At 71.8% G+C, this 14,649-nt stretch carries 15 protein-coding genes and 1 pseudogene; 9 read left to right on the forward strand and 7 right to left on the reverse strand.

All coding sequences use genetic code 11. The features are described from left to right. The 5 genes from AB0J02_RS40605 to AB0J02_RS40625 form a co-directional block, all read left to right on the forward strand. Positions 1 to 1,273, forward strand: a 1,273-nt coding sequence (locus AB0J02_RS40605) for a GTP-binding protein (RefSeq protein ID WP_363198947.1), incomplete at its 5' end; no start/stop codon positions are given. A 226-nt stretch (positions 1,274 to 1,499) separates the two neighbouring features. Next, positions 1,500 to 2,612, forward strand: coding sequence for an aliphatic sulfonate ABC transporter substrate-binding protein (locus AB0J02_RS40610; protein ID WP_363198948.1), 1,113 nt, complete (start codon positions 1,500 to 1,502; stop codon positions 2,610 to 2,612). Positions 2,613 to 2,666: 54 nt separating this feature from the next. Further along, positions 2,667 to 3,458 (forward strand): ABC transporter ATP-binding protein, encoded by a 792-nt coding sequence (locus AB0J02_RS40615; protein ID WP_363198949.1) that lies wholly within the window; start codon positions 2,667 to 2,669, stop codon positions 3,456 to 3,458. Further along, complete coding sequence (locus AB0J02_RS40620; RefSeq protein ID WP_363198950.1) at positions 3,445 to 4,371, forward strand: ABC transporter permease; 927 nt, start codon at positions 3,445 to 3,447, stop codon at positions 4,369 to 4,371. Before AB0J02_RS40615 ends, AB0J02_RS40620 begins: the two co-directional genes overlap by 14 nt. A gap of 8 nt (positions 4,372 to 4,379) precedes the next feature. Further along, positions 4,380 to 5,123 carry a sirohydrochlorin chelatase gene (locus AB0J02_RS40625; protein WP_363198951.1) on the forward strand — a complete coding sequence of 248 codons (744 nt, stop codon included), beginning with the start codon at positions 4,380 to 4,382 and terminating at the stop codon, positions 5,121 to 5,123. Positions 5,124 to 5,159: 36 nt separating this feature from the next. Here AB0J02_RS40625 and AB0J02_RS40630 read toward each other — a convergent pair whose 3' ends face one another. Continuing rightward, on the reverse strand, positions 5,160 to 5,315 hold the full coding sequence (locus AB0J02_RS40630) for a hypothetical protein (RefSeq protein ID WP_363198952.1): 156 nt from the start codon (positions 5,313 to 5,315) through the stop codon (positions 5,160 to 5,162). A 385-nt stretch (positions 5,316 to 5,700) separates the two neighbouring features. Beyond that, positions 5,701 to 6,681 carry a helix-turn-helix domain-containing protein gene (locus tag AB0J02_RS40635; protein WP_363198953.1) on the reverse strand — a complete coding sequence of 327 codons (981 nt, stop codon included), beginning with the start codon at positions 6,679 to 6,681 and terminating at the stop codon, positions 5,701 to 5,703. Between the two features lie 81 nt (positions 6,682 to 6,762). Between AB0J02_RS40635 and AB0J02_RS40640 the strand changes: the two genes are divergently transcribed. Further along, positions 6,763 to 8,052 carry an MFS transporter gene (locus tag AB0J02_RS40640; protein WP_363198954.1) on the forward strand — a complete coding sequence of 430 codons (1,290 nt, stop codon included), beginning with the start codon at positions 6,763 to 6,765 and terminating at the stop codon, positions 8,050 to 8,052. Here the strand turns inward: AB0J02_RS40640 and AB0J02_RS40645 are convergent. Further along, positions 8,042 to 8,635, reverse strand: coding sequence for a TIGR03086 family metal-binding protein (locus tag AB0J02_RS40645; RefSeq protein ID WP_363198955.1), 594 nt, complete (start codon positions 8,633 to 8,635; stop codon positions 8,042 to 8,044). The genes AB0J02_RS40640 and AB0J02_RS40645 overlap by 11 nt on opposite strands. A gap of 57 nt (positions 8,636 to 8,692) precedes the next feature. After that, a complete protein-coding gene (locus AB0J02_RS40650; protein ID WP_363198956.1) occupies positions 8,693 to 9,697 on the reverse strand; it encodes a 2-dehydropantoate 2-reductase N-terminal domain-containing protein in 1,005 nt (334 codons plus the stop codon). Between the two features lie 118 nt (positions 9,698 to 9,815). On the opposite strand from AB0J02_RS40650, the gene AB0J02_RS40655 reads away from it, so the two are divergent. Further along, complete coding sequence (locus AB0J02_RS40655) at positions 9,816 to 10,682, forward strand: aldo/keto reductase (protein WP_363198957.1); 867 nt, start codon at positions 9,816 to 9,818, stop codon at positions 10,680 to 10,682. On the opposite strand, the gene AB0J02_RS40660 is transcribed toward AB0J02_RS40655, so the two are convergent. Both AB0J02_RS40660 and AB0J02_RS40665 read right to left on the reverse strand, forming a co-directional pair. Continuing rightward, on the reverse strand, positions 10,666 to 11,220 hold the full coding sequence (locus AB0J02_RS40660) for a DUF1697 domain-containing protein (RefSeq protein ID WP_363198958.1): 555 nt from the start codon (positions 11,218 to 11,220) through the stop codon (positions 10,666 to 10,668). The genes AB0J02_RS40655 and AB0J02_RS40660 overlap by 17 nt on opposite strands. Positions 11,221 to 11,303: 83 nt before the next feature. Continuing rightward, a complete protein-coding gene (locus AB0J02_RS40665; RefSeq protein WP_363198959.1) occupies positions 11,304 to 12,512 on the reverse strand; it encodes a S8 family serine peptidase in 1,209 nt (402 codons plus the stop codon). A 484-nt stretch (positions 12,513 to 12,996) separates the two neighbouring features. Between AB0J02_RS40665 and AB0J02_RS40670 the strand changes: the two are divergent. Continuing rightward, positions 12,997 to 13,217: pseudogene (locus AB0J02_RS40670) on the forward strand (hypothetical protein); the annotation flags it as partial. A gap of 20 nt (positions 13,218 to 13,237) precedes the next feature. Further along, on the forward strand, positions 13,238 to 13,390 hold the full coding sequence (locus tag AB0J02_RS40675) for a hypothetical protein (protein ID WP_363198960.1): 153 nt from the start codon (positions 13,238 to 13,240) through the stop codon (positions 13,388 to 13,390). A gap of 6 nt (positions 13,391 to 13,396) precedes the next feature. On the opposite strand, the gene mgt is transcribed toward AB0J02_RS40675, so the two are convergent. Then, positions 13,397 to 14,608, reverse strand: a complete 1,212-nt coding sequence (gene mgt, locus AB0J02_RS40680; protein ID WP_363198961.1) for a macrolide-inactivating glycosyltransferase — start codon at positions 14,606 to 14,608, stop codon at positions 13,397 to 13,399. Positions 14,609 to 14,649 lie beyond the last annotated feature (41 nt).

Here is a 14,649-nt window from a genome sequence, read left to right on the forward strand (position 1 = left end):
CGACGGCAAGTCCACGCTCGTGGGCCGCCTGCTGCACGACTCCAAGTCGGTCCTCACCGACCAGCTGGAGGCCGTCGAGCACGCCTCGCGTTCGCGCGGCGCCGCCGAGCCGGACCTCGCGCTGCTCACCGACGGACTGCGCGCCGAGCGCGAGCAGGGCATCACCATCGACGTGGCGTACCGCTACTTCGCCACCCCGCGCCGCCGCTTCATCCTGGCCGACACCCCCGGCCACGTGCAGTACACGCGGAACATGGTCACCGGCGCCTCCACCGCCGACCTCGCCGTGGTCCTGGTCGACGCCCGCAACGGCGTCATCGAGCAGACCCGCAGGCACGCCGCCGTCGCCGCGCTCCTGCGCGTCCCGCACGTCGTCCTCGCGGTCAACAAGATGGACCTCGTCGAGTACAAGGAGAGCGTCTTCGCGGAGATCGCCGAGGAGTTCACCGCGTACGCGGCGGGGCTGGGCGTCCCGGAGATCACCGCGATCCCGATCTCGGCGCTGGCCGGCGACAACGTCGTGGAGCCCTCCGCCAACATGGACTGGTACGGCGGCCCGACCGTCCTGGAGCACCTGGAGACGGTGCCGGTCAGCCACGACCTCACCGGCTGCCACGCCCGGCTGCCCGTGCAGTACGTGATCCGGCCGCAGACCGCCGAGCACCCCGACTACCGGGGGTACGCGGGCCAGATCGCCGCCGGGACGTTCCGCGTCGGCGAGTCCGTCACCGTACTGCCGTCCGGGCACACCTCGAAGGTCTCCGGGATCGACCTGCTGGGTCAGTCCGTCGACGTGGCGTGGACGCCGCAGTCCGTCACCCTCCTCCTGGAGGACGACATCGACGTCTCGCGCGGCGACCTGATCGTGCCGAGCGGCGACGCGCCCGCCACCTCGCAGGACGTCGAGGCGACCGTCTGCCACGTCGCCGACACGCCGCTCACCGTCGGCCAGCGGGTGCTGCTCAAGCACACCACCCGCACCGTCAAGGCGATCGTCAAGGAGATCCCGTCGCGGCTCACGCTCGACGACCTCTCCCAGCACCCCGAGCCGGGGCAGCTCGTCGCCAACGACATCGGCCGCGTCAAGGTCCGTACCGCCGAGCCGCTCGCGCTCGACAACTACGCGGACTCGCGGCGCACGGGTTCCTTCCTGCTGATCGACCCCTCGGACGGGACGACGCTCGCGGCCGGTATGGCCGGCGAGTCGTTCGCCGCAGCCGAGACGCCGGTCGCCGTCGACGACATCGACGACGCGGACGGCTGGGACTTCTGACATGACCTCCATCGACTACTACGGAACGTTCGCGAAAGAGGGCGGCCGCGTCGGCAGCGGCGCCCTCGGCAGCGGGCAGGGCGGGGTCGCGCGATGTGCGCGATGACGTACGCGCACTGCCTGCGCGCCCACACCCCCCACACCGTCCGTCGAAAACGAAGACATGCCGACCTCCCGGCCACGCCCTGAGCGCGTGACCGCCGGGCCAACGAGGGGAAAACCTCCCGTGCCTGCCAACCGTTCCACCTTCACGCGCCGCGGCCTCGTCGCCGTCGCCGCGCTGCCGCTCCTCGCGCTCACCGCGACGGCCTGCGGCTACGGCTCGGACAGCGACGACAGCTCCAAGGAGAACGTCTCCGCCAAGGGCAAGGCCCTCTCCGCGGACACCGTCAAGATCGGTTACTTCGGGAACCTGACGCACGGCACGGCCCTCGTCGGCAACCAGAAGGGCTTCTTCCAGAAGGAGCTCAAGGGCACGCAGGCGAAGTACCAGGTCTTCAACGCCGGGCCCTCCGAGATCGAGGCGCTCAACAGCGGCTCCATCGACATCGGCTGGATCGGTCCCTCCCCCTCCATCAACGGCTACACCAAGTCGAAGAGCAAGTCGCTGCGCATCATCGGCGGTTCGGCGTCCGGCGGCGTGAAGCTCGTCGTCAACCCGAAGAAGATCAAGTCCCTCGACGACGTCAAGGGCAAGAAGATCGCCACCCCGCAGCTCGGCAACACCCAGGACGTCGCGCTCCTGAACTGGATCGCCGAGAAGGGCTGGAAGGTCGACGCGAACTCCGGCAAGGGTGACGTCTCCGTGGTCCGCACGGACAACAAGATCACGCCCGACGCCTACAAGTCCGGCTCCATCGACGGCGCGTGGGTGCCGGAGCCGACCGCGTCCAAGCTGGTCGCCGAGGGCGGCAAGGTGCTGCTCGACGAGTCCGACCTGTGGCCCGACAAGAAGTTCGTGATCACGAACATCATCGTGTCGCAGAAGTTCCTCAAGGAGCACCCGGACGTCGTCGAGGCCGTGCTGCGCGGCTCGGTGAAGACGAACAAGTGGATCAACGCGAACCCCGACGAGGCGAAGGCCACCGCCAACAAGCAGCTGGAGAAGGATTCCGGCAAGGCGCTGCCGGCGGACGTGCTCGACCCGGCGTGGAAGTCCATCGACTTCACCGACGACCCGCTGGCCTCCACCCTCGACTCCGAGGCGGATCACGCGGTGAAGGCGGGCCTCCTGGAGAAGCCCGACCTGGCCGGTATCTACGACCTGAAGCCCCTCAACAAGGTCCTCGCGGCCACGGGCGGCAGCAAGGTCGACGACGCCGGTCTCGGCGTCAAGTAACCCGTACCCCAGCCGAGTTCACCGGATTCACAGGATTCCCAGGAGGTGACGACCATGGCGACCACTCTCGCCAAGGCGGGCGACTCCGCCGCCGCGACGGGCGGCAGGGCGGCCCGGATCGAGCACGTCTCGAAGTCCTTCGCCACACCGGCCGGCCCCCAGCTCGTCCTGGACGACATCACCCTCGATGTCGCGCCGGGCGAGTTCGTCACCCTCCTGGGGGCCTCCGGCTGCGGCAAGTCGACGCTGCTCAACCTGGTGGCCGGTCTCGACCGGCCGTCGGCGGGCTCCATCGCGACGGACGGGCGCCCCGCCCTGATGTTCCAGGAGCACGCCCTGTTCCCGTGGCTGACCGCGGGCAAGAACATCGAACTCGCCCTGAAACTGCGGGGCGTCGCGAAGAACGACCGGCGCACGCGCGCCGAGGAACTGCTCGAACTGGTCCGGCTGCAGGGCGCGTACGACAAGCGCGTGCACGAGCTGTCCGGCGGCATGCGCCAGCGGGTGGCCCTGGCGCGCGCGCTGGCCCAGGACGCCGGGCTGCTGCTGATGGACGAGCCGTTCGCGGCGCTCGACGCGATCACCCGGGACGTGCTGCACGGCGAGCTGACCCGCATCTGGCGCGAGACGAACGTGTCCGTCCTGTTCGTCACGCACAACGTGCGCGAGGCGGTCAAGCTCGCGGAGCGGGTGGTGCTGCTGTCGTCGCGGCCCGGCCGGATCGCGCACGAGTGGACGGTGGACATCCCGCAGCCGCGCCGCATCGAGGACGCCGACGTCGCCGAACTCTCCGTCGAGATCACCGAACAACTGCGTGGGGAGATCCGCCGTCATGGCAAGGACTGAACCGACGGCCGCCGTCGACGAGGTCGAGAAGACCGACCTGGTGGAGACCGGCAAGGACGATCTCGCGGGCCTGGAGGCCGGCCTGGACGCGCTGGACAGCGTGGACACCGGGCGCGTCCCGTTCAGCCGGACGTTCCGCGAGAAGATCCTGCCGCCGCTCACCGCGGTCCTGGTCGTGCTCGTGGTCTGGCAGGCACTGGTCTCCTTCAAGATCGTCGACGATCCGACGAAGCTGCCCGCGCCGTCCGCCGTCTGGGACGAGGTGCAGACCGCCTGGCTCAAGGGCGACCTGCTCGGCTACATCTGGACGAGCGTCTCGCGCGGCCTGCTCGGCTTCCTCTTCGCCCTCGTCATCGGCACGCCGCTGGGCCTGCTGGTGGCGCGGGTGAAGTTCGTGCGCTCGGCGATCGGCCCGATCCTCTCGGGCCTCCAGTCGCTGCCGTCGGTGGCCTGGGTCCCCCCGGCCGTCCTCTGGCTCGGCCTGAACAACTCGATGATGTACGCGGTCATCCTGCTCGGCGCCGTCCCCTCGATCGCCAACGGCCTGGTGTCCGGCGTGGACCAGGTGCCGCCACTGTTCCTGCGCGCGGGCCGCACGCTCGGCGCGACCGGCGTGCGCGGGCTGTGGCACATCGTCCTGCCGGCGTCGCTGCCCGGCTATCTGGCGGGCCTCAAGCAGGGCTGGGCGTTCTCCTGGCGCTCGCTGATGGCGGCCGAGATCATCGCTTCCTCGCCCGACCTCGGCATCGGCCTGGGCCAGCTCCTGGAGAACGGCCGCAACGCCTCCTCGATGCCCATGGTGTTCCTGGCGATCCTGCTCATCCTGATCGTCGGTATCGTCATCGACCTGCTGATCTTCAGCCCGTTGGAACGCCGCGTCCTGCGCAGCCGCGGCCTCCTCGTCCGGAACTGAGCCACTCCATGCACCACACTCCCCCCGTCCTGCTGGTGATCGCCCACGGCAGCCGCGACCCGCGGCACGCCGCGACGGTGCACGCCCTCGTGCGCGAGGTGCGGGCACAGCGGCCCGGCGTGCGGGTGGAGACGGCGTTCCTGGAGTTCAACATCCCGTCGGTGCACGGGGTGTTGGAGTCCCTGGCGGCGGAGGGCGTACGCGATGTCGTCGCCCTCCCCCTCCTCCTCACCCGCGCGTTCCACGCGAAGTCCGACATCCCGTCGGTGCTGCGCGAGGCCCCGCGCGCACTGCGCATCCGCCAGGCGGACGTCCTCGGCCCCTCGCCGCTCCTCCTGACGGCACTCGAACGTCGCCTGTACGAGGCCGGGCTGACCCCGGCCGACAAGCCCACCACCGGGGTCGTCCTGGCCTCGGCGGGCTCCTCCGACCCGGAGGCGATCGCAGTGATCGCTGACATCGCGCGGGAGTGGCGGCACACCGGTTGGTGCGCCGTGCGACCTGCGTTCGCCTCCGCATCCCTGCCCCGCACGGAGGACGCCGTACGGGAACTGCGCGCCCTCGGCTGCGAGCGCGTCGCGGTCGCCCCCTACGTCCTGGCCCCCGGCCGGCTGCCGGACCGGATCGCGCGGGGCGCGGCCGACGCGGACGTCCTGGCCGATGTACTGGGTCCCGCGCCGGAGGTGGCGCGGGTGCTGCTGCGGCGCTATCAGGGTGCGCTGGTACGGGAGTTGGCGGCGGTAGGAGCCTAGTGCGGCCCGGGCCGAAAGGACCTCGGTCCCGGTCCGTCACTCGCTCAGCGGCACCTCCACCGTCCGCACGATCCGCTCCAGCAGCTTCTCGTCGTACGGCAGGAACGGCAGTGGCCGCGCCTTCGGCCCGTCCGGTACGGCGACGTCGACCGGTTCCCCGGCGCGGCTGACGCGGCCCGTGGCCAGGTGCACGGTGTGGCCGCGCACAGTGAGGTGCCGGTCCGCGATCTCGGCCTCGGGCGTCCCGGCAAGGACCCGGCGCAGGGCGTCGTGGCGCAGCCGGGCTCCCGCGCACCGAGCGGGACGGCGTGCAGCCGCCGCAACCGCTCCCGGCGTGCGGACGACCCCACCCGGTGGACCAGCGGCAGCAGCGACCCCAGCTCCAGCGGCGTCAGCTCCCGGATGTCCACGCGTCCGGGGCGAACTGTTCGTCGGAGACGGGCCGTCCCGTCAGCGCGGCCCGCAACCGGCGTACGTGCGGCGTCAGTTCGTTCATGGTCACGAAGCTGGCGGCAGGGTCCGACAACACCCCTGACCCGTACGGCCACCAGGAACTCTCCGCCTCCCACCTGCTCCCTCACCCGCACAACCGCTCCCCCAGCTCGCTGCGTACGTACCGCACACTCCGCCCGCTGCGGGTCCGCAGCAGCAGGCCCGCGTCGTACAGGATCGACAGGTGCTGGCTCACCGCGCCGGGGGTGACCGCGAGGCGGTGGGCGAGTTCCGTTGTGGAGGCGGGTTCTGCCAGGAGGTGCAGGATGCGGGCGCGGGCGGTGCCGAGCAGCCGGGTCAGGGCTTCGCCGGAGACGGGCGGCGGCGTCTCGGAGATCGTGGCGCGGCCGCGCGCGGGGTAGCAGAGGAGCGGGGGCAGGGCGGGGTCGATCATGGTGTGGGCGCCCTGGGCGAAGAGCGTGGGGACGAGGACGAGGCCCCGGCCGCCGATGCGGATGTCGGCCTCGGGCCATGGGTGCCGGTCGAACTTCTTGACCAGGGTGAGGACTTCACCGCTCCAGCTCAGCCGCGGGTCGAGGCTCGCGAAGAGGGCGCCCGCGCCTTCCTCGGCGAGGACCTTGCCGCGATGGGCGAGGTCGGCCTCCAGGACGGTGTGGACGCGCGGCCACCAGTCCGGGGCGAGGCAGTCGCGCCAGTACCCCTCCAGGGCGTGGACGATGCGATCGAGCAGGGCGGCGGGGGCGGTGAGGCCGCGGCGCAGCACGGGCGGCAGCGGGGCGGCGCCGTACGCGGCGGTGAACTCGGGTTCCAGCACGTGCGGCGGGGTGCGGCCGAGCGCGTCGAGCTGCTGGGCGAGGGCGGGTCTCGGCCGGTCGGGGCGCGGGGTGAGGAAGTCCGGGATCCACAGGCTCGGGGCGATGAGCGCGGTGAGCAGTTCCGTGTCCTGGCGCCGGAAGGCGGGGCCGAGCCGGCGCAGCCAGGGCCGCTGGTGCGGATAGCGGGCCGGGTCGCGCCAGCAGCGCAGCGAGTACACGACCTCCTGGAGCGGCGAGTACGCGAACGACGTGCGGGCGAGGTCACCGACGACGAACCGGAACTCGATCACCGGCCCGCCTCCTTCCCCCGACCTTTCAGCTGCACGCTAAAGGAATGTCGCGGGTCCCCGAAACCCCGGTTCGCTGTGGTCATGACCACTACGCCGACCGAGCCGCGGTCCGTCGAGGCCGCGCCCACCACCCGGTTCGCCGGAATGCTGCCCACCGACCCTCTGCTGTCGCGTCTCTCCCTGCTGACGCTCCTCAACGCGTTCGGGCGCGGCCTGTTCTTCCCGGTCAGCGTGCTGTACTTCACGCGGGTCGTCGGTCTGAGCGCCACGTCGGTGGGGCTCGGCCTGACCGTGGCGGGCCTGTTCGGGATCGCGGCGGGGGTGCCCGCGGGGCGGGCCTCCGACCGGTGGGGGCGCCGGCCGGTGCTGACCGCGCTGTGGGTCGGATGCGGTCTGGCGCTGGTGGCGTACACGGTGATCGGCTCGTACGCCTCCTTCCTCGTGACGGCGATCGCCTACGCCGCGCTGTGCCAGGCGAGCATGGGCGTGCGCAACGCGCTGTACGCCGATGTCCTGCCCGCCCGCACGCGCGTGGAGGGCCGGGCGCACTTGCGGATGGTCACCAACGTGGGCATGGGCGTGGGCGGCGCGTTCGGTGCGCTGGCGCTCCAGCTGGACAGCCGCGCCGGGTACACGGCGCTGATCCTCGTCGACGCGGTGGGGTTCGTCGGCTCGGCGCTGATGGTGCACCGGCTGCCGGGCGGGGCGGCACGGCGGCCGGTGGACGACGCGCCCGCGGGGAGCCGCTGGCGTGCGGTGCGCGATCTGCCGTACCTGGGGGTGACGCTCCTCAATGCCGTACTGGCCCTGCAGTACAGCCTGTTGGAGGTGGGGCTGCCGCTGTGGATCGTGCAGCACACGGACGCGCCGCTCTGGTCGGCGGCGCTCATCATGATCCTCAACTGTCTGCTGGTGGCCCTGCTCCAGGTGCGGGTGACGCGGGGCGTGGAGGACCTGCCGGGCGCGGTCCGGGCGATGCGCCGCGCGGGGCTGCTCATGGCGCTGTCGTGCGCGGTGTTCGCGTGCACCGCCGGGCTGTCGCCGCTATGGGCGCTCGCGGTGCTTCTGGTGGGCGCGGTGGTGCAGGTGCTCTCCGAGGTGCTGTCGGCCGTGGGCGGCTGGACCGTCGGCTACGGACTGGCCGACGCCCGCGCGCAGGGCGTCTACCAGGGCGTGTTCAACTCGGGCCAGGCCGCGGCGACGATGGCCGCGCCCGCTCTGGTGACCGTCACCGCCATCGACCACGGCACGGCGGGCTGGGCCGTACTCGGGGTGCTGTTCGTCGCGGCGGGCCTGGGGGTGGGCCCCGCCGTGCGCCGGGCGCGGCGGGACACCTGGCGCGGCGAGCCCGGTGAGTCCGTCAGCTCCTGACGGGCAGGGGGTCCCGCCCGCTCCGCGCGAGCGCCCGCTCGTACACGGATGCCCCGGCGGGCACCTCGACGGGGTCGGCGAACCCTTCGTACTGGCGGTAGATCGCGGCGTTCTTCTCGACGACGTGCAGCAGCAGCGCGGCCGCGCCGTCCGAGACGCGGAACTCCTGGCCGGTGGCGTGGGCCACGTCCCAGCCGTGCAGGACGAGTTCGGCCCAGATGAGGGCGGCGACCTCGGGGGCGGGCTGCTCGGCGAAGCCGAGGTCGACGGAGCCGTCCCAGGTGCCGGGCGCGGCCCAGGCGGCCACGGCCCGGTCGAGCTGGGCCGCGTAGCAGGCGGCCCAGTCCTCGTCGGCGGTGAAGTCGCGTTCCGTCAGCGCTGCGGGCAGTCGCAGGCGGCGGGCGCGGTGCTCCAGGCCGTGCGAGCCGTACAGCACCCAGTGGTTGACGAGGGTGCGCACGTCCCACTCCCCGCACGGGGACGGGGCGTCGAGCCGGTCGGGTCCGACGCCCGCGGCGACGCGTGCGGCCTCGGCGGCGGCTTCGACGAGGTACGGGTACACGGTGTCCATGCGTTCTTCCATGGCACCGACGTTAGGACGTGGCAGACCGCCCCCTCTTGAACAAACGCGACAGGGTTCCTAGCAGCCGGCGTCGACCGCCGCGGTCAGTTCGGCGACGGAGGTCCCGCCGGCCGAACGCCGTTGCCGCGCCGCCTCGTTGGCGTACTCCTGGAGGACGTCGTTGACCGGGGTCGGCACGCCGTGCAGCCGTCCGAGGAGGGCGATCTCGCCGTTCAGGTAGTCCGCCTCGATGGTGCCGGTGCCCCGGTTCAGGGACTGCCAGGAGGAGCCGCCGCCGCGCGGCACCCCGTCGAACGGCTCGAACCGGATCTTGTCGGCCCGTACCTTCTTCTCCTCGTCCTGCGGGGTGTACGCGATACCGGCCGCCGCGAGCACGGCCTCGCCCTCGGCGCGGGCCCGCCGGAAGAGGGCCTTGCCCTCCTCGCCGTCGATCACGCCGGAGACCGCCTCGATCGAGTTGGCCAGGTTCGACAGGAGCTTGGCGTACTTCCACCGCATGACGTCGGCGGCGACGGGCGCCTCGAAATGCGACCGCTCCAGGTCCGCGGCGATCGCCCGTGCCGTGTCGTCGCTGCCCTCCGGGTAGCGGCCCAGGTGCAGGATGCCGGTGAGCGGGGTGCCGTCGGCGCGCACGACGCCCGGCTCCACGAAGGTGGCGGGCAGCCACACGCACATCGCGTACACGCGCTGGAAGGTGCGCAGGGCGAGCCGCTCGCTCTCCACGCCGTTCTGCGCGCACACCAGCGGCAGCCGCCGGGCCGCGGTGCCGCCGCCCGCGACGGGCCGCGCACCCCAGGCGGCGAGCGCGGCGGCGCTGTCCTGGGTCTTCACGGCGAGGACCAGCACGTCGTCGGCGTCCAGCGTGCCGAGCGCCTCCGGGCCGTCGACGACGGGCAGCCGGTGGGTGTGCGGGCCGTCCGGGGTCTCGAGCCGCAGTCCCTGGTCGCGCAGCACCTCGTACTGCTTCCCGCGCGCGACGAGGACGACGTCGTGGCCCGACTGCGCGAGCCGGCCGCCGATGGCGCCACCGACCGCTCCTGCTCCGATGATGAGATAGCGCATGCCCGCGAGCCTTTCACGAACGGTTGCAGGGGCCATCGACCCGCCTGTTGCGATCCGGCAAACTCTCGTCCCGCCACCGCCGTGCGGCCGCGCGGGAGGGGTTGGGTACGGTCGCGGCATGACGCCTTCCGCACCGCAGGAGACCCTGCTCATCGGCTCCGGCCTGCCCGTACGTCGTCTCGGGTACGGCACCGTGCATCTGACGGGTCCCGGCTGCTGGGGCCCGCGCGGCACCGACGCGGAGGCGACCGCGCTGCTGCGCCGCGCCGTGGAGCTGGGCGTGACGCTCGTCGACACCGCGGACAATTACGGGCCCGGCGTGGCGGAGGAGCGGGTCGCCGCGGCCCTGTACCCGTACGCCGATGACCTGGTGATCGCCACGAAGGGCGGGGTCGTCCGCGACTCGGCCGAGGCCTGGCACATCGAGGGGCGCCCGGAGCGGCTGCGCGCGATGTGCGAGGCGAGTCTGCGCCGCCTGCGCCTGGACCGTATCGACCTGTACCAGCTGCACCGGTTCGACCCGGAGGTCCCGGTGGCCGAACAGCTGGGCGCACTGCGCGAGTTGCGGGACGCGGGCAAGATCCGGCAGGTCGGGCTCGACTCGGTCACGGCCGAGCAGCTGCGGGCGGCCCTGGACCTGGACATCGTCCCGATCGCGTCCGTGCAGAACCGCTACAACCTTCTGGACCGCGCGTCGGAGCCGCTGCTGAAGCTCTGCGAGGCGCAGGGCGTCGCGTTCCTGCCCTGGTTCCCACTGGGCAACGGAGGGCTCACCGGTCACCCCGTGTGCGCGGAGATCGCGGCGGCGCACGGCGCGACCCCGTCGCAGATCGCCCTCGCCTGGCTGCTGCGCCACTCCCCCGTGCTCTGCCCGACGCCGGGCACCGGGACGCTCGCGCACCTCCAGGAGAACCTGGGCGCGTCCGGCGTGCGGCTCACCGCGGACGACATGTCCCGGCTCGACGCGCTCACACCCCGCTCGTGAGCTCCACCAGTTCGACCACGGTGTTCCAGTTCCGGCTCGTCGCGATGAGGCCCTTGTTCAGCGCGGGGCGGCTCAGTCGGGCGCCCAGTCTCGACGTGCCGAGGCCGTCCGGGGCGTAGAGGTACAGGGCGCGGTCGCCGAGCCGGAACTCCTCCGGTGCGTACGCCGCCGGGTCGAGCCCGGCGAACCGCTCCGCGGAGACGGGCTCCGAGAAGTACGTGACATGCAGCTGCCTGCCCTGGAGTTCGGCCGCGGGGAAGGGGCAGGCCTCCATGACCCCGCGCAGGTACGCGTGGTCCCGTACGACGATGTCCACGGCGAAGCCGAACTCGCCGTTGACGGCCGCGGCGACGTCCCGCGCCAGCGACGTCTCGTCGCCGCCGTCGGCGGCGAAGGTGACATTGCCGCTCTGCAGGTAGGTGCGGACGTCGGTACAGCCCAACCCCTCGACCACAGAGCACAGTTGAGCCATCGGGACTTTCTTCTTGCCACCTACGTTGATGCCGCGCAGCAGTGCCGCGTATCTCTCGGTCGTCATCCGGACACGATAGGCGGACACGACGGGACGGCCGCCGTGCCCCGTGGGGGTGGGCGCGGCGGCCGCCGGTCGCTGGAGTCGTCCTACTCGACGATCTTCAGGAGCTTGTTCGGGGTGCCCTCGGACGCGTTCGAGATGGCGTCGGGGGTGGCCCCGTCGGTGAGCGCCTTCGCGACGTCGGCCGGGGCCGCGTCCGGGTGCCCGGCGAGGTAGACGGCGGCGGCACCGACGACGTGCGGGGTCGCCATCGACGTCCCGGAGATGGTGTTGGTGGCGTCGTCGCCGGTGTTCCAGTCGGAGGTGATGTCCGAGCCGGGGGCGTAGATGTCCACGCCGGTGCCGTAGTTGGAGAAGTCCGACTGTTCGTCGTCCTTCGTGGAGGAGGCGACCGTGATGGCCTCGGGGACGCGGGCCGGGCTGGACGTGGAGGCGTCCGCCGACTCGTTGCCGGCCGCGACCGCGTAGGTGACGCCCGACGCGATCGACTTCTGCACCGCCGCGTCGAGCGCCTCGTCGACGCCGCCGCCGAGCGACATGTTGGCGACCGAGGGGCCCTTGTGGTGGGTGGTCACCCAGTCGATGCCGGCGACGACCTGCTCGGTGGTGCCGGAGCCCTCGTCGTCGAGGACGCGGACGGCGACGATCTTCGCCTTCTTGGCGACGCCGTGCGCGGTACCGGCGATGGTGCCGGCGACGTGCGTGCCGTGCCCGTTGCCGTCGTCGGCGTTGTCGTCGTTGTCGACGGCGTCGAAGCCGGAGGTGGCGCGGCCGCCGAAGTCCTTGTGGCTGATCCGGACGCCGGTGTCGATGACGTACGCGGTGGCGCCCTCGCCGGCCGCGTCGGGGTAGGTGTACTTCCCGTCGCCCGCGGTGTCCGCCTGGTCGATGCGGTCCAGGCCCCAGGAGGGCGGGTTGTCCTGGGTCGCGTCGATGTGGAACTTCTTGTTCTGTACGACCTTGCCGACCGATTTGTCGGCGGCGAGCTGCTTGGCCTCGGTCTCCGAGAGGCCGTTCACCGAGAAGCCGTTGACGGCGGAGGCGTAGTTCCGCTTGAGGGTGCCGCCGTACTCCTTGGCCAGGCCCTTCTTGGCGGTGGTGTTCGCCTTCTGGTCGAGCAGCACGATGTAGCTGCCGGAGACGGCGCCCTTGGCGTCGAGGCCGTAGACCTTGCCCTGGGCGGGGGCCGCGGCTCCCGCGAAGCTGCCGGTGAAGACCGTCACGCCCACGGCTGTCGCCGCCGTGGCTATCGCCGCGGTGAGCTTCATCGTGCGCGCACGCTTGTGTGTTGCCATGAAGAGGGGTCTCCTCGTGGTGATGTGGGGGGTTGAGGATCTACGCGCGTGGGGGCGCGTATTTTTGTGCGGCCCCCGGCAATCTCCGGAAGATCTCCGGGGGTTGAGACGAAACCCTGACCGATTGACGCGACCAGATCAAGACCTACATACACCTGTGACTTGTTCAACAAGGTTCTGTAATAACAAAACGGACGGATCACCTCATTGACGGTTCGCCCCTCCACGTCCCCATAGGTGCGCCGCCGAAGTCCCCATAGATGTAAGGGGCGCGTGCCATCCTCCGCGGCGACCCGTACCGCCCGAAGGGATGAGCAGGGCGTCCGGCACCTCGCCGGGCAGCACGACGAACGCGACTTGTCCCGCCCCTGCCTTCGATTGCGGAGATGACCTCATGGGGAGGAACGGGGACCGGCGGGACCGACAGGTGCGGGGGTTCGCGGCCCGGGCCGGCGGATGGGGCGTCCGGCACCGCTGAGCGGCGGTGGGGAGCTGGGTGCTCTTCGCCGTACTGGCGATGGGCATCGGCTCGGCGGCGGGGCGTGTCGAGTCCAGGACTCCGGCCGGCTCAGCGGCGAGACCAGCCGGGCCTCGCGCACCGTGGACGACGCGGACATCGACGAACCCGCGGGCGAGACCGTGCTCGTCCAGGGCGAGGACGAGCGACTGCGCGCCACCGCACCTGAGTTCAAGACCGCCGTGGCCGAGCGACCGTCATCCGGGGCGTGCCGCTCCCGGCGGTGATGGCGCTGCTCGGGGAGCGCAACTGGTACCTCCCGAAGTGGCTGCACCGGATGCCGGACCTGACCCACGACGAAGCCCTCCTGCCGGAGCCGCGAGCGGCACAGGAGGAGGGCTCGGTACGGGTTTCCCCATAACGCGCGCTACCGGGCGGGCAGTTCGGCCTCGATGAGGTCGGCTGCCCGCCGCGTGCCGCCCTCGCTCGCCATCTCCTGCTGGATCGTGGCGAGGCGGCGCGCCACCTCCGGGTCGTCGACGAGGGCGAGAACCGCCGCGCGCAGGTTCTCGGCCGTCGCCTCCTCCATGGGGACGTGCCGGGCCACCCCGAGGCCCTGCAGCATGTCGGCGTTGCCGAACTGGTCGACGGCCTGCGGGACGGCGACCATCGGCGTCGCGGTGGCGAGCCCCTCCTGACTGCCACCCGCGCCGGCGTGCGTGATGAACGCGTCGGCCTTCTTCAGGACCGCCAACTGCGGTACCCACTGGCGCACTTCCACGTTCCCGGGGAGTTCGCCGAGGTCGTCGGCGGTGACGTGCTTGCCGACCTGGAGCACGACGTGCCAGCCCGGCAGGTCGCCGAAGGCCCTGGCGCACTCGCGGTAGAAGTCGGGCTGCTTGGTGAACGACGAGCCGAGCGAGACGAGCAGCACGCGCTCGGCGCCGGACGGACGCTCCCATTCGCCCTGCGCGGCCCGGTCGCCCTGGCAGGCGCCGACGAAGGTGTACGTCTTCTCGTCGACCCGGTCGGCGTTCGGCTGCAGCGCCTTGGGGATGAGCACGAGGGAGCGGTCCGGGCGGCCCCAGAACTCCTCGGCGGTCTTCCGGACCCCGTTCTCCCTGAGCCAGCCGGTGAACTTGTCGAAGTACGCCTTGCCGCGCGGGGTCTTCCGGGGCTCCGCCCACATCGGCTCGGCGACCTCCTCCTCGTACCCCTGCCACGCGACGAGGTTCGGCGAGAGGGAGATCTCGGGCACGCCCCAGCGGTGGGCGAGGACGCCGGCCGGGTATGAGGCGATGTCGTGCAGCACGAGGTCCGGCTCGTCCCCTTCGTACGCCTCGATGAGCTGCGGCAGCGCCTGGATCGCGTCGTTCAGGAACGGCTCGACGTTGTCGAGGAGCGTCGTCCCCCACGCCGAGGGGTCGTCGTCGGGCCCGGGGAGGGTGGTGCGGTAGAGCACCGGCTCGGCGCCGGTCTCGGCGACCTTCTCCTCGAAGAGGTGCGGGATCGCGTACGTGACGCGGTGCCCGCGGGCGACGAGTTCCCGGATCACTTCCAGGCTCGGGTTCACGTGCCCGTGGGCGGCGATGGAGAACATGGCGATATGGGCACGGGTGCGGTGTTCCGGGTTCGTCATGGCCCCACCCTAAGCGAGACGATACGTCTCGTGCAACCATT

The organism is Streptomyces sp. NPDC050264 (assembly GCF_040655895.1).
Taxonomy (GTDB): Bacteria; Actinomycetota; Actinomycetes; order Streptomycetales; family Streptomycetaceae; genus Streptomyces.

Coding starts and splice junctions, on each gene's coding strand:
- AB0J02_RS40615 (WP_363198949.1), top strand. CDS start 2,667: ATGGCGACCACTCTCGCCAAGGCGGGCGACTCCGCCGCCGCGACGGGC.
- AB0J02_RS40620 (WP_363198950.1), top strand. CDS start 3,445: ATGGCAAGGACTGAACCGACGGCCGCCGTCGACGAGGTCGAGAAGACC.
- AB0J02_RS40625 (WP_363198951.1), top strand. CDS start 4,380: ATGCACCACACTCCCCCCGTCCTGCTGGTGATCGCCCACGGCAGCCGC.
- AB0J02_RS40640 (WP_363198954.1), top strand. CDS start 6,763: ATGACCACTACGCCGACCGAGCCGCGGTCCGTCGAGGCCGCGCCCACC.
- AB0J02_RS40645 (WP_363198955.1), bottom strand. CDS start 8,635: ATGGAAGAACGCATGGACACCGTGTACCCGTACCTCGTCGAAGCCGCC.
- AB0J02_RS40650 (WP_363198956.1), bottom strand. CDS start 9,697: ATGCGCTATCTCATCATCGGAGCAGGAGCGGTCGGTGGCGCCATCGGC.
- AB0J02_RS40655 (WP_363198957.1), top strand. CDS start 9,816: ATGACGCCTTCCGCACCGCAGGAGACCCTGCTCATCGGCTCCGGCCTG.
- AB0J02_RS40660 (WP_363198958.1), bottom strand. CDS start 11,220: ATGACGACCGAGAGATACGCGGCACTGCTGCGCGGCATCAACGTAGGT.
- AB0J02_RS40665 (WP_363198959.1), bottom strand. CDS start 12,512: ATGGCAACACACAAGCGTGCGCGCACGATGAAGCTCACCGCGGCGATA.
- mgt (WP_363198961.1), bottom strand. CDS start 14,608: ATGACGAACCCGGAACACCGCACCCGTGCCCATATCGCCATGTTCTCC.